This is a genomic window from Edaphosphingomonas fennica (assembly GCF_003034225.1).
Classification (GTDB): domain Bacteria; phylum Pseudomonadota; class Alphaproteobacteria; order Sphingomonadales; family Sphingomonadaceae; genus Sphingomonas_E; species Sphingomonas_E fennica.
Map to the genome: position 1 here is coordinate 292,382 of NZ_PHHF01000076.1, position 13,277 is coordinate 305,658.

A 13,277-nucleotide genomic window follows, 5' to 3' on the forward strand; every position below is an offset into this window, starting at 1 on the left:
ACTCTCAGGATGGGGATGGAAAATGAAGGCAGTTCAGGTGCTTCGGCACGGCGATCCGGCCGATGTCGTCGCCGTCGCCGATATCGCCGCGCCGGATGTCGGGCCGGGCGAGGTTCGTGTTTCCGTATCTGCGGCGTCGCTCAACTTCGGTGATATCGCGCGAGCGCGGGGCGGCGTGGCGACGGTAATGGCGCAACCCCCGTTCACGCTCGGCATGGACGTGTGCGGTATCGTCGAGTCGGCGGGGGCGGGGGGCGAGGCCTGGCTGGGCCGCCGCGTCGTTGGGATGACGAAGATGGCGTTCGGCGGCATCGCCGAACAGGCGATCGTCCCGGTGACGAGCCTGTTCGATGCGCCGCCCGAGCTGGACGATGCCGAGGCCGCTGCATTCCTGCTCCCGTTCCACACCGGCTATCTGGCGCTGCACATGCGCGCGAAGCTGCAGCCCGGCGAAGCCCTTCTCGTGACCGGTGCGGCCAGCGGCGTCGGCACGGCGGCCGTGCAGCTTGGCGCCGCGGCCGGCGCAAAGGTCATCGCGCTTGCGGGTGGCGCCGAGAAGGGGCGCTTTTGTGAAAGCCTCGGCGCCGCGGCGACGATCGATTACCGGCAGGATGACGTCTTCGATCAGGTGATGGACCTGACCGGCGGGCGCGGCGCGGAGGTTGCATTCGATCTCGTCGGCGGCGACCTTACCGAGCAGATCTGGGCCTGCATGGCGCGCGAGGGGCGCTACCTGCCCATCGGCTTCAACGGCGATACGCAGGGCGGCCTGGGCGGCAGGCCGCTGCGCAAGATAGCGATGGGCAATTTCTCGGTGCTGGGCGTGATGCTGGCTTATGGCACGCCGATCGGCCCGATGCGCCGCATGGGGATGAACCCGAATCCGCCGGAGATCGGGCAGCAGGTTCATGCCGCGCTGCGCGATCTCGTCGCGGGCGGCAGGATCAGGCCCGCCATCGGGCGGCGTATCCGCATGGATCAGGTGGGCGCGGCGCTCGCGGACCATGAAGGGCGCAGGACATCCGGCCGAACCGTCGTCGATGTCGCGGGATCGTGAGGGAGCCTCGCTGATGCCATTCCATCCCGATGCGCTGATCGCCGCCGCCTGCGAGCAGACCGGCCTTGACGATTTCGGCGGCGACGGCTTTCGCGAAGGGCTTGAGATCCTTTGCCAATCCCTGTCGTCCGAAGCGCAGCTCAACCCGTTCGGACAGATGGCCCTTCCCGGTGCCATCCATTCCGCCCTGTCCAACCGCCTGCAGATCGTCGACTGGGCGAAACGGCATCCGGACGTGTCCGATGAGCGGATCGAAGCGCCGATCGTCGTAGCCGGCCTGTTCCGTGCCGGCACGACTTTCCTGACCTATTTGCTGGAAAAGGACCCGCGCCACCGCCCGCTGCTCGGCTGGGAAGCCGGTGCCAGCGTGCCGCCGCCCACGCCGGCGACCCTGCATGCAGATCCCCGCATCGATGCAGCGCGCGCCGCGTCGGCGATGGTAGACCAGATCAATCCGCGCATCCGCGTCGTGCAAAGCGAGGAGCCGGACGGGCCGACCGAGTGCATCGCGGTCATGAACCAGGATTTCAAAAGCCTCCTGTGGGAGGCGATGGCGAACGTCCCGGCCTATGGCGAATGGCTGGCGGCGACCGATCATCAATCCGCCTATGATTATCACAAGCGCACCTTGCAGACGCTGCAAAGCGGCGGCGTGCGGGGGCGCTGGTCGCTCAAGTCGCCATCCCATGCGCTGCATCTGGACGCGCTCACCGCCGTCTATCCCGATGCCCGCCTGCTGATCATGCATCGCGATCCGGTCGTTCTCTGCGCCTCGGTCTGCAGCCTGATCACGACGCTGACCGGAACATTCTCGGATGCCGATCACCGCCGCTACATCGCCGATCACTGGACCGACATGCTCGCCCGGTCGGTCGCGGCGATCGATGCGTTTCGGGATGCCAATCCGCAGTGCCGGATCGTCGACGTCCGTTATGCCGATCTCGCCATCGATCCGATCGCCACGATGCGGCGGATCTATGCCGCGTTCGACAGCGATCTCGATGGCCCGGCATTGAGCGCGATGGAAGCCCACGTCGCCTCCCATCCCAAAGGACGCTTCGGTCGGCATGGCTACGATCCGGCAGAATTCGGCCTAGATGCCGAAGCCATCGCCGAACGCTTCCGTCCCTATGTCGAGCGTTACGACATCCCGCTGGAAACGATGCGCGAGCGATAGTCCAAGCGCCCCTCGGGATCGTCAGTTCGTTCCGCGCCGCGCCCAGGGCTCGACCGAATGCCCGCCGAAGATACGACTGGGGGGCAGGCCGAAGATGAAATAGGGATTGAGCAAGGGCGGTGCTCCCACAGCCTCCAGGCGCGACGTCTGTTCGGCCGACAACTCAATGTCGAGCGCGGCGACATTCTCCCGTAGCTGCTCCGCCCGGCTCGCGCCGATGAGAACCGATGACACGCCGGGCCGGCTTGCGACCCAGGCAAGCGCCACTTGCGCCATCGGTCTGCCGACCTCCCCGGCGATACTGCGAAGCGTATCGACAATGCGGAAGTTCGTCTCCGTAAAGAGCATGCCGCCATAGGGGTTGTCGCCGTTGAGGCGTCCATCGCTTCCGCCGGTATTGGATTCCCCCGAGCGGTTGGGAAGGCTTCCGGCCGGCCCGGCTTCGGTGATCTTGTCCCGGCCATATTTACCCGTCAGCAGGCCCGCTCCGAGTGGACCCCAGGCGACGAGGCCCAGGCCGAGGGCGTTGCCGGCCGGCAGAATATCCAGTTCGACGCCGCGATCGATGAGCGAGTAGGCGTATTGCAGCCCGATGGGCTGAGGCAAGCCATGCGCCCGCGCCAAGGTCGCGATCTGCGCTGCATACCATGAAGGCGCGTTGGAGAAGCCGTAGTAGAGGATGTCGCCGCGCTGCACAGCGTCCGTCAAAGCCCGCAGCACCTCTTCGGGCGGAGTGGTCTGATCCCAGACATGGGTCCAGTAGAGGTCGATATATCCGGTTCCAAGCCGCTTGAGCGATCCTTCAATCCCGTCCCGAATGTTCCGGGCCGAATTCCCGCCGGCGAGGGGCGTATCCGGGCGTCGTGGAAAGCCGGACTTGGTCGCGATCACCATCCTGTCGCGATTGCCCTTCTCGGCGAGGAAACGACCCAGCATCGTTTCGCTTTCTCCGCCCGAATAGACATCGGCCGTGTCCGCAAAGTTGCCGCCCGCGTCGACATAAGCATCGAAGATGGCGCGAGAGCCGGCCTCATCGGCGCCCCAGCGGCCCGCACCGAATGTCATGGTGCCGAGCGCCAACGGGCTGACGGCAAGGCCCGAGCGGCCAAGCGTGCGATAGCTGGTCAGATCCATGATTGCCGCATCTCCCGAGAAAATCGTCCTGATGGAACCGGATATAAGGTGATAGACTATGAGAATTAGCCCCGTATCTCCGTAAGGCCTTGTGAATGGATTGCAGTAATGAGGCGCGGTGATCTGGACGATCTCGCCGCATTCGCCACCGTTGCCAAAACCCGCAGTTTCACCCGCGCAGCGGCCGAGATGGACCTTTCCCCGTCCGCGCTCAGTCACGCGATCCGCAGCCTGGAAAAGCGGCTCGGGGTCGTTTTGCTCGCCCGAACGACGCGATCGGTCGCCCCGACAGCCGCTGGAAAGCGGCTGTTACGCTCGCTCGCTCCCGCGCTTGCCGAGGTTGCGGAAGGGCTTGCGGCGCTCGCGGATTGGCGCGGCGCGCCATCCGGTGCCCTCCGTATTACGACCTTCCACTACGCAGCGCGCACGATCCTCGCTCCCAGATTGCCTGCCTTTCTGTTGGGGCACCCGGACGTATCGGTCGAGGTGATCGTCGATGACCGGCTTGTGGATATCGTCGCCGACGGTTTCGATGCCGGCATCCGTCTCGGCGAGACGGTGGACAGCGACATGGTGGCGGTTCGCCTCGAGCCGGACCTCCGAGCCTTCGTGGTCGGCACGCCTGAATATTTCGAGCGGCATGGGAGGCCGGACACACCCCGGGATCTGGAAGGGCATATCTGCATCAACTACCGTCTCGTCGGCGGCGGCGGGCTGCTTCCATGGGAGTTCGAGCGCGACGGGCGCGAGGTGAACATCCGCGCCAAGGGCCAACTGATCGTCAACGATGGCGTGCTTGCCGCCGCCGCCGTCCGCGCAGGTGCGGGGCTTGGCATCTTGATGGAACATGAAGTGGCGGAAGAGATAGCGGACGGCAGGCTCGTCCAGGTGCTCGACGAATGGTGCCCGAGCTTTCCGGGATGCCACCTTTATTATCCGAACCGCCAAGTCACGCCGGCGCTGCGGGCGCTGGTCGATGCGCTCCGCTGGAAGGGATCATAATCCTCCCCTCGCGGATAAGTGATTTGAATCCAGCGGCCAGGCGGGCAGAATACGACACCTATCGGCCGTACTTCTCTGTTTTGTCCGGGAATGGCGCACCCGAGAGGATTCGAACCTCTGGCCTCTGCCTTCGGAGGGCAGCGCTCTATCCAGCTGAGCTACGGGTGCGTGGGAAGCGCGATTAGCAAAGGGTGGCGGGGGGAGCCAGCCTAAATCTTCGCGAGGCGCAAATTTCTGGGGAGGGCGGGCAAGAACGGCGCGGATGCCGCCATTGCCCGTGCTTCCCTTACTTCTTCTTCGCGGGGGCCTGCATTTCCTGGAACGAGCCGAGGCCGCAGCTTGCCCCGCGCGAGACGCCGCCGGGGCCGGCGCTGGTGAGGACGGTGATGATGTCCGTCGAGCAGAGCTGGCTGAGCGAGGTCTTGTAGGCGAACCGTTCCTCGAAGCCGAGCTGCGGGCAACTGTTGGGCAGGGTGTTCCGGTAGATCTTGCCGCCGTTCATGTAGAAATCGATCGTGCTGTCGTCGCGGACGCGGGTTTCGCGGATCTGGCGGAGATTGACGCAATCGAGCGGCTTCGCGTCGGCCTTGGGGGTGAGGTTATCCGGCTTGGGCTTCGCCATCGCCAATGCCGGGAGCATGGCGCCGCCGATCAGAAACGCGGTGATGAGGGCCTTCATCTTCATGTCCAAATCTCCTGTCCCGACATGCCTGTGCCGACATGGTTGCGACGGAGCCGCAAGCTTCAGCCCTTGGCCTCGGCCGGCGGCGGCGTCTTCGGCTTGAACGCGCACAGATCGGCAACCGGGCAGCGCCAGCATTCCGGCCTGCGCGCCTTGCAGATATAGCGGCCATGCAGGATTAACCAGTGGTGAGCATGGGTGCGAAAGGGCGCGGGCGTGACCTTTTCCAGCTTGAGCTCGACGGCGAGGGGAGTCTTGCCGGGCGCAAGGCCGGTGCGGTTGGCCACGCGGAAGATGTGGGTATCGACCGCGATCGTATCTGCGCCGAAGGCGACGTTCATCACCACATTGGCGGTCTTGCGGCCGACGCCGGGTAGTTCCTCCAGCGCGGCGCGGTCCCGTGGCACCTCGCCGCCATGGCGATCGACGAGGATGCGGGCGGCGGCGATGACGTTCTTCGCCTTGGTGTTGAACAGGCCGATCGTCTTGATGTGATCGCGCAGGCCTTCCTCGCCCAGGTCCAGCATCTGCTGGGGGGTCGAGACTTCGGCGAACAGCCGGCGCGTCGCCTTGTTGACGCCGACGTCGGTCGCCTGCGCGGAAAGGGCGACCGCGACCAGCAGCGTATAGGGATTGGTATATTGAAGCTCGGTTTCGGGCGCCGGATTGGCCTCCGCCAGCCGCCGGTAGAATTCGAAGATGGCGTCGCGCTTCATTGCGAGGGTCAGAGCCCGAGCACGTCGTTCATGGTGTAGCGGCCGGGGGCGCGGCCGGCGAGCCACAGGGCGGCCTTCACCGCGCCGCGCGCGAAGATGGCGCGGCTTTCGGCGCGATGGCCGAGTTCCAGCCGTTCCCCTTCGCCGGCAAACACCACCTGATGATCGCCCGCGACCGAGCCGCCGCGCAGCACCGCGAAGCCGATCGCGCCTTCCGGCCGCGCGCCGGTGATGCCGTCGCGGCCGCGCACCGCGACATCGGCCAGCGCCACTTCGCGCCCGGTGGCGGCGGCCTGGCCCAGGAGGATGCCGGTGCCCGAGGGCGCATCCACCTTGTGGCGGTGGTGCATCTCGACGATCTCGATATCCCAGTCCGTGCCCAGCCGGGCGGCGGTTTCGCGGACGAGATGGGCGAGCAGGTTGACGCCGAGCGAGGTGTTGAAGGCCTGGAGGACGGCGACGGACTTCGCCGCTTCATCGATCAGGGCATGATGGGCGGGCTCGAGGCCGGTGGTGCCGATCACGATCGGCGTGCCGGCGGCGATGGCGGCGTCGAGATGGGCGGCCAGCGCGGCCGGCGACGAGAAATCGACCATGACGTCGCTGACGGCCGCAAGCGAGGCGGCATCGGCGAGCAGCGGGACATCGCCCAGCGCATCGGGCCGGGTGCCGGGCCGGTCGATCCCGCCCGAGACCTTCGCGCCGGCATCCGCGGCGGCGGCGGCGATCGCGCGTCCCATCCGTCCGCCCGCCCCGATGATGCCGATCTTCGCCATGTGCCCGTCTCCCGATCTTTCCGCGTGCCTATTGGGCGAGAGCAGGCGGGGAGGCAATAAGCGAGCGCACGGCGAGTGCCCGGCCGCCAGGCGAAGTTGAGGAAGTTGAGGATTGCCATCGCCGCCGTCGCGACCCGGAAAAGGGCGCCACATCCTGCGCTCCGGTGGTGGCGTGCCTCGGGATCATGCGGCTTTTCTAAGCCTTTCGCCCGGCTGTAGGACAGCGGCTTCAGGCAGGATCGGCGGATGCGGCATGGGGGAAGGCGAGGCGGACGACGTGGTCGCGAATGTCCGCCGGCCAGCCCGCAATGCGTGCGGCGAAGGTTCCGGCATCCCCGGCGAACAGGGCGCGAGACGCTTCCTCGAAATGCGGCAGGTCGCCGGCCATGGCCGACATGAAGCGATAGGCGGCCTCGCGCGCGGCGCGGGTCCGGCCCGCTCCGTCATCGGCGCGGCGCGCCTCGTCGATCAGGCGCCGGATCGTCGCGGATGCTCCGCCGGGCTGGCTGCCGAGCCAGTCCCAGTGGCGGGGCAGGAGGGTGACTTCGCGGGCCACCACGCCAAGCCTGGGGCGCCCCCGGCCGCGCGCTCCTTCCCCGGCCTGCGGCTCGGGCGGCGATGCCTGCCGCGCCCGATCGGCGAGGCGGCCAAGCACCTCCTCATCCGTGCCGCGCAGATCGAGATCGATGACGGCGCCGGTCGCATCATCGAAGGTGAGGGTGGGGCGGCCGGGATTTGCCGCCTCGAACGCTTTCACCGCGAGGGCGACTTCGGCGAGCGGGCCTTGGGCGATGCGATCGGGGCCGGCGAAGGCCGTGCATGGCAGCGAGGGCAGGTTCATCATTCCAGATATATATCCGGGTATAATTGACAGGTCAATATTATCCGGGTGATAATCGGGCGGACGATGTTGCAAGCAAGAGAGTGAAATGCGGATCGATGCGAGGAAGGCGGCGGTGGCCGCTTATAAGGAACGGAAGGTGGCGACGGGCATCTATGCCCTGCATTGCGGACCCGCCGGGCAAAGCTGGGTGGGGTTCGCGCCCGACCTTTCGACGATCCAAAACCGCCTCTGGTTCATGCTGCGGGCGGGCGGGCACCGCCATGCCGGGTTGCAGCGGGCCTGGACGGCCCATGGCGCGGACTCCTTCCGCTTCGAGGCGCTGGAAGCGGTGGAGGAGGATGTCGCCAATGTGCGCGACCGCGTCCTCAAGGAGCGGCGCGCGCACTGGTCGGCGAAGCTGGGGGCGGAGGAGATCTGACGTCCGTCCGCCGCCCTCTACTTGCCGCCGTTGGCGATGAATTCGTGGATGCGCTGTTCCAGCACCGGCAGCGGCACGCCGCCCAGCGCCAATATGGCATCGTGGAAGGGGCGCTGGTCGAACTTCTCGCCCAGCCTGGCCTCGGCCTCGGCGCGCAGCCGGCGGATCGTCATCTCGCCCAGCTTGTAGGCGAGCGCCTGGCCGGGCCAGCTGATGTAGCGATCGACCTCGGTTTCCACCTCATGTTCCGAAAGGGCGGTGTGATCGCGCAGATAGGCGATCGCCTGGTCCCGGCTCCAGCCCTTGGAATGGACACCCGTGTCGATCACCAGCCGGGCGGCGCGCCACATCTCGTAGGAAAGCTGGCCGAATTCCTCATAGGGGGTTTCATAGATGCCGAGCTTGCCGCCCAGCCACTCGGTATAAAGGCCCCAGCCTTCGCCATAGCCGGAGAAATAGGTTTCGCGCCGGAAATCGGGGCGGGCGGGCGCCTCGAGCGCGAGGGCCGCCTGGAAGCTGTGGCCGGGCGAGCATTCGTGGAGGGTGAGCGCGGGGATATTGTAGAGCGGGCGCGACGGCAGGTCATAGGTGTTCATCCAGCACGCCTCTAGCCCGCCGCGCCCGGCCGTCCAGAACGGCGCGATCGCATCGGGCACCGGGCGGATGGTGAAGCGGTAGCGCGGCAGGAGGCCGAAGGCGTCCTTCAGCTTGCCGTCCATCTTCTTGGCGACATAAGCGGAATAGCTCAGCAGCTCGCGCGGGGTTTTCGCGGTGAACTGCGGATCGGTGCGCAGGAATTTGAGAAATTCCGGGAAAGTGCCGGTGAAGCCGCTCTTTGCCATCACCTTGTGCATTTCCGCGTCGATGCGGGCGACTTCCTTGAGGCCGATCTCATGGATCTGGGCGGCCGTCAGGTCGAGCGTGGTATATTCGCGGATCTGCGCGGCATAATAGGCCTTGCCGTCCGGCAGCGCCTCGGCCGCCAGCGTCGTGCGCGCCCTGAGCATATATTCGGTGCGCATGAAGGCGAGCAGCCTGGCATAGGCCGGCACCACCGCATCCCTAAGCGCGGCCTCGCCCTGCCGGCGCAGCTCCTCGCGCGTGGCGGCGGGGATATTGTCCGGCATCTGGGCGAAGGGGACCATGAAGGGGTTGCCGGCCGCATCGGCGCTGGCGAAGGGCTCGATCGAGGCATCCCGGCCGGTGAGCGTGGCGCGGGGAACGCTGAACCCGCGCTTCAGCCCGGCGCGCATATTGGCGATATTCTCGTCGAAATAACGCGGCACATCCCGCATGCGGGCAATGTAGCGGCGATAATCGTCCGCCGTGCGGAAACCCCGGCTGGGGGCAAGATGCGCCCAGAAGCTGGAATCGCTGTTGAAGGGCATTTCATAGCCCTTGAAGCGGATGTCGGCGGCCAGCGCCTCGACGCTGGTGCGGAAGACGGCATAGTTGATCCGTTCCTCGGCCGAGAGCGCATCGGGCGCGATGGCATCCAGCCGCTTGAGCACGTCCGTCCAGTAAGCGAGGCGGGCGGCCTGGCTCGCCGGATCGACGCGGGGGAGGCGGTCCGCATTCGCATCCCATCCGTCCTCGTCCCTGACCATGGCGAACTGGTCCATCCGCCACGCCCATTCCGCATCATAGATCGCCTTGAGCCGGGCATCGGCGGAAGATTGCGGTGCCGATGCTTGCGAAATCGAAGATGTTTCGGCTGCCACCGCCGATACGGAGGCAGTTGCGGCCAAGAAGCAGGTGACGAAGGCGAGGATGCGAGGCCGGGCCGGACGGATCATGGGAGAAAAGCTCCGAAATGCGCTAAGTCCATCTGCTTTTAGAGAAAATCGCGCGCCCTCCAAGCGGAAACGGGGGAGGGCGCGAATCCACGCGAATCCTGGCGCCGATTCGCAATCGCGGGCGAATCGCGGCAGGTCCTTCAATCGAGACGATTTCCCGGCCGCAAGAAAGGTAATGGAGGCGCTTATCTTTGCGGGCGCCATTTCTTGCCGGATTTTCCAATTCGCCGTCTAGCGGCCTCGATTCGTCGGGATTCGTCGTTAAAATCCGATGAATTGAGGCGATCGGGCTCGCCTTTAACCAGTCTTTATGACGTGGCCGGTAGTCCAGCAGCTCCTGGCGAGTGGGGCGCTGCTTGGATGAAGGTTTTATAGAAAATGAATGGTGTCGCAACCTCGCGTCTGAATATTTCACGACGCACGGTAATTGTTTCTGCTTCATTGCTAGCCTTTGTTGGGGCGGCATATGCGGCAAGTTCTCTCATATCTCTTCCCGCGCCGGTTGTTCTTGAAAAAGCAACTAAGCCCGTGGTGTCGCCGGTCACCAAACTTCCAACCGCGCCCCCCCCGGTTAAGCCGCCGGTGACGCTGCCGCCCCGCGCGGCGGTGGGCATCAATCTGGCCGGCCTCAGCACCTGGGGCGGTGAGCGGACGCTGATGAACCTCGCGCTCAACAGCCCGTGGAAGAGCCAGCGCCCCGGCGTTTCCGGCTGGGTCGAGATGGATCCTTCGCGGATGGACGCCAATGGCGACATGAAGGCGCTGTTGACGAGCGAGCTGGCGAACAAGGCGCTGACCCCGCCGGAGGGCGCCTATGGGCCGACGGCGACGCGCATCCGCTGCACCTGGAAGGGCAAGGGCACGCTGGCGCCGGGCGGATCGGCGGTGACGAACCTCGCCAAATCGACCGACAGCTTCGAATTCGACTGGGCGGCCGCCAACGGCGTGACCCCCAAGTCCGCCTGGGTGACGATCAGCAAGATCGACACCACCGATCCGCTGCGCAAGGTGGATTGCCGCGAGAAGGATGCGTCGCCGACCGCGATGTTCTCCTCCAAGATGCTGGAATCGCTGAAGGGTTTCAGCGTCATCCGCTTCCTCGACTGGCAGAAGGTGAACACCAACGCCCCGGTAAGCTGGGCGAGGCGGACGACCGCGGAAAGCACCGTCCAGAATACCGATCAGGGCCCCGCGGTGGAGATCATGGTCGCGCTGGCCAACGAGGCGGGGATCGATCCCTGGTTCCACATGCACTGGAACGCGGATGAGGAATATGTCCGCCGCTTCGCCGAATATGTCCGCGATCATCTCGCGCCGGGCCGGAAGGTCTATGTCGAGATGTCCAACGAGGTGTGGAACTACAACTTCCCGGTGACGAACCAGGCCCAGGCCGAGGGCGTGGCCGAGGGGCTTTCGCCCACGGCGGGTTATGCGATGTTCATGCGCTATGCCGAAAAGGCGACGTGGATGAACAAGATCTGGACCGACGTGTTCAAGGCCGATCCCAGCCGGCTGGTTCGCATCGTCGCGACGCAGAACAACAATCCGGCGGCGGTGGAGATGATCCTCGGCTTCCGCGATACGGCGCAATATGTCGATGCGGTGTCGACGGCGCCCTATTTCGGCGGCGCGACCTTCGCCGGCACCCGGGCGACGATCACCGACAGCGCGAACATCTTCGCCTTCCTCAGCGAGGATGTGGACCTGGCCATCAGCAAGGCCCTGAAGGCCAAGGTGGTCGCCCAGCGTTACGGCAAGCGCTATATCGGCTATGAGGGCGGGCAGCATGTGGTGAACCGCGGCAACCCGACGCTGGTGGCGGCCATCAACCGCGATCCGCGCATGTATGACATGTATCGCAAATATCTGACGGCCTGGAACAGCCAGATCGGCGACCTGATGACGCTCTACGCCGCGACGGGATCGTTCGATCAATATGGCGCCTGGGGCCTGCGCGAATATACCGGGCAGTCGCTAGCGGAGACGCCGAAGCGCCGGGCGGTGCAGGATTATCTCTCCCGCGCTTACTGATCCTCGCCTCTGTCCCTGATCGCCTTGCGATCAGGCAAATGCTCGGCCGGAGCCCCTGGGGTTCCGGCCGATGCTTTTTCGGGTGCGGCGAAGCGCCGCTTGCCGGAAGAGCCCCGCGACGCTAAAGGCCGCGGCTGCTCTTTCAAATCCCGAACATGAGACCTGACCCATGAAGATCAGCGGCGTGGATATTCGTCCCGGCAATATCATCGAATATGAAGGCGGCATCTGGCGCGCTGTGAAGATCCAGCACACCCAGCCCGGCAAGGGCGGCGCCTACATGCAGGTCGAGATGAAGAACCTGATCGACGGCCGCAAGAACAACGTCCGTTTCCGTTCGGCCGAGACGGTCGAGCGCGTGCGCCTCGATACCAAGGATTTCCAGTTCCTGTTCGCGGACGGCGACACGCTGACCTTCATGGACAAGGACAATTACGACCAGATCACCCTGCCGCGCGACCTGCTGGGCGATGCGGCCGCCTTCCTGCAGGACGGCATGGACGTGGTGATGGAGCTTTATGACGAAAAGCCCATTTCCGTGCAGCTGCCCGACACCGTCGAGGCGACCATCGTCGAGGCCGATGCCGTGGTGAAGGGGCAGACGGCGTCTTCCTCCTACAAGCCGGCCGTGCTCGACAATGGCGTGCGCGTGATGGTGCCGCCGCACATCTCCAGCGGCACCCGCATCGTCGTCGACGTCTACAGCCAGGAATATGTCCGCCGCGCGGATTGATCCTGCCGCCCCCTTCCTGTTTGTTCGGAAGGGGGTATCTTCCCACCCCCAGCCCCTTCCGAACCCTGAAGGGGGGAGTAATTTATGGTTGCCCATTCCGGCCTCATCACCGTCATGGAGCGCGCCGCCCGCAAGGCCGGCCCGCGCCTGCGCCGCGATTTCAACGAGGTCCAGCAGCTCCAGGTGAGCCGCAAGGGGCCGGCGGACTTCGTGTCCATGGCCGACAAACGCGCCGAGCAGACGCTCTATGAGGAGCTGAAGAAGGCGCGGCCGGACTGGGGCTTCGTGATGGAGGAGCGGGGCGAGATCGCCGGCGATCCGGACAAGCCCCGCTGGATCGTCGATCCGCTCGACGGCACATCCAACTTCCTCCACGGCATCCCGCACTTCGCGATCTCCATCGCGGTGGAGGACCCGCGCGGACCGGGCGGGCGGCCCGAGATCACCCACGGCCTCGTCTATCAGCCGCTGACGGACGAGAGCTTCTGGGCGGAAAAGGGCCGGGGGGCCTGGCTGCAGGATCGCCGCCTGCGCGTTTCGGCGCGGCGCGACCTGCTGGAATCGCTGGTGGCGACCGGCATTCCCTTCGCCGGGCATGGCGATTTCAAGCAGTGGAGCGCGATCTTCGCCGCCGTCGCCCCGGAAGTGGCCGGCATCCGCCGCTTCGGCGCGGCGTCGCTGGACCTCGCCTGGGTGGCCGCCGGCCGCTTCGACGCTTTTTGGGAAAGCGACCTCCAGCCCTGGGACGTCGCGGCGGGCATGCTGATGGTCCGCGAGGCGGGCGGCTTCGTCACCGATTTCCGCGGCGGCGACCGGGCCGTGGAGCGGAGCGAGTTCCTGGCGGCCAGCGACGGGCTCCATTCCAAGCTGCACAAGCTGGTCGCGGGCGCGCTGAAGGCGCCACGCTGATA

At 65.8% G+C, this 13,277-nt stretch carries 14 protein-coding genes and 1 tRNA gene; 7 read left to right on the forward strand and 8 right to left on the reverse strand.

Translation table 11 applies throughout. The annotated features are described in order from the left end of the window. Positions 1-22: 22 nt before the first annotated feature. Together CV103_RS19475 and CV103_RS19480 are read left to right on the forward strand one after the other, a co-directional pair. On the forward strand, positions 23-1,057 hold the full coding sequence (locus tag CV103_RS19475; RefSeq protein ID WP_107395853.1) for an NADPH:quinone oxidoreductase family protein: 1,035 nt from the start codon (positions 23-25) through the stop codon (positions 1,055-1,057). Between the two features lie 13 nt (positions 1,058-1,070). Beyond that, positions 1,071-2,234 carry a sulfotransferase family protein gene (locus CV103_RS19480; RefSeq protein ID WP_107395854.1) on the forward strand — a complete coding sequence of 388 codons (1,164 nt, stop codon included), beginning with the start codon at positions 1,071-1,073 and terminating at the stop codon, positions 2,232-2,234. Positions 2,235-2,255: 21 nt separating this feature from the next. Here the strand turns inward: CV103_RS19480 and CV103_RS19485 are convergent, their stop codons facing one another. Beyond that, positions 2,256-3,368 (reverse strand): aldo/keto reductase, encoded by a 1,113-nt coding sequence (locus CV103_RS19485; protein WP_107395855.1) that lies wholly within the window; start codon positions 3,366-3,368, stop codon positions 2,256-2,258. 108 nt (positions 3,369-3,476) lie between these two features. On the opposite strand from CV103_RS19485, the gene CV103_RS19490 reads away from it, so the two are divergent. Next, positions 3,477-4,370 carry a LysR family transcriptional regulator gene (locus CV103_RS19490; protein WP_107395856.1) on the forward strand — a complete coding sequence of 298 codons (894 nt, stop codon included), beginning with the start codon at positions 3,477-3,479 and terminating at the stop codon, positions 4,368-4,370. Between the two features lie 91 nt (positions 4,371-4,461). Here the strand turns inward: CV103_RS19490 and CV103_RS19495 are convergent. The 5 genes from CV103_RS19495 to CV103_RS19515 form a co-directional block, all read right to left on the reverse strand. Then, a tRNA-Arg gene (locus tag CV103_RS19495) sits at positions 4,462-4,538 on the reverse strand. Positions 4,539-4,656: 118 nt separating this feature from the next. Beyond that, on the reverse strand, positions 4,657-5,055 hold the full coding sequence (locus CV103_RS19500; RefSeq protein ID WP_107395857.1) for a hypothetical protein: 399 nt from the start codon (positions 5,053-5,055) through the stop codon (positions 4,657-4,659). A gap of 59 nt (positions 5,056-5,114) precedes the next feature. Further along, positions 5,115-5,768, reverse strand: coding sequence for an endonuclease III (gene nth, locus CV103_RS19505; RefSeq protein ID WP_015456774.1), 654 nt, complete (start codon positions 5,766-5,768; stop codon positions 5,115-5,117). A gap of 8 nt (positions 5,769-5,776) precedes the next feature. Beyond that, the gene (dapB, locus tag CV103_RS19510) at positions 5,777-6,544 is read right to left on the reverse strand and encodes a 4-hydroxy-tetrahydrodipicolinate reductase (protein WP_107395858.1); all 768 of its coding nucleotides are present in this window, start codon (positions 6,542-6,544) and stop codon (positions 5,777-5,779) included. A 229-nt stretch (positions 6,545-6,773) separates the two neighbouring features. After that, positions 6,774-7,388: a DUF2239 family protein gene (locus CV103_RS19515; RefSeq protein ID WP_107395859.1), complete on the reverse strand. Its 615-nt coding sequence runs from the start codon at positions 7,386-7,388 to the stop codon at positions 6,774-6,776. An 85-nt stretch (positions 7,389-7,473) separates the two neighbouring features. Here CV103_RS19515 and CV103_RS19520 point away from each other — a divergent pair, with 85 nt between their 5' ends. Then, complete coding sequence (locus CV103_RS19520) at positions 7,474-7,806, forward strand: GIY-YIG nuclease family protein (RefSeq protein ID WP_107395860.1); 333 nt, start codon at positions 7,474-7,476, stop codon at positions 7,804-7,806. Positions 7,807-7,823: 17 nt separating this feature from the next. On the opposite strand, the gene CV103_RS19525 is transcribed toward CV103_RS19520, so the two are convergent. Then, positions 7,824-9,602, reverse strand: coding sequence for a DUF885 domain-containing protein (locus CV103_RS19525; protein ID WP_107395861.1), 1,779 nt, complete (start codon positions 9,600-9,602; stop codon positions 7,824-7,826). A gap of 308 nt (positions 9,603-9,910) precedes the next feature. Beyond that, on the reverse strand, positions 9,911-10,147 hold the full coding sequence (locus tag CV103_RS22220) for a hypothetical protein (RefSeq protein ID WP_139181704.1): 237 nt from the start codon (positions 10,145-10,147) through the stop codon (positions 9,911-9,913). Positions 10,148-10,184: 37 nt separating this feature from the next. Between CV103_RS22220 and CV103_RS19530 the strand changes: the two genes are divergently transcribed. The 3 genes from CV103_RS19530 to CV103_RS19540 all read left to right on the forward strand — a co-directional run bounded on the left by CV103_RS19530 (position 10,185) and on the right by CV103_RS19540 (position 13,275). Further along, entirely contained in the window at positions 10,185-11,633 is a 1,449-nt protein-coding gene (locus CV103_RS19530) for a hypothetical protein (RefSeq protein ID WP_236626822.1), read from the forward strand. A gap of 169 nt (positions 11,634-11,802) precedes the next feature. After that, complete coding sequence (efp, locus tag CV103_RS19535; protein WP_015456780.1) at positions 11,803-12,366, forward strand: elongation factor P; 564 nt, start codon at positions 11,803-11,805, stop codon at positions 12,364-12,366. 84 nt (positions 12,367-12,450) lie between these two features. Further along, positions 12,451-13,275 (forward strand): inositol monophosphatase family protein, encoded by an 825-nt coding sequence (locus tag CV103_RS19540; protein ID WP_015456781.1) that lies wholly within the window; start codon positions 12,451-12,453, stop codon positions 13,273-13,275. Positions 13,276-13,277 lie beyond the last annotated feature (2 nt).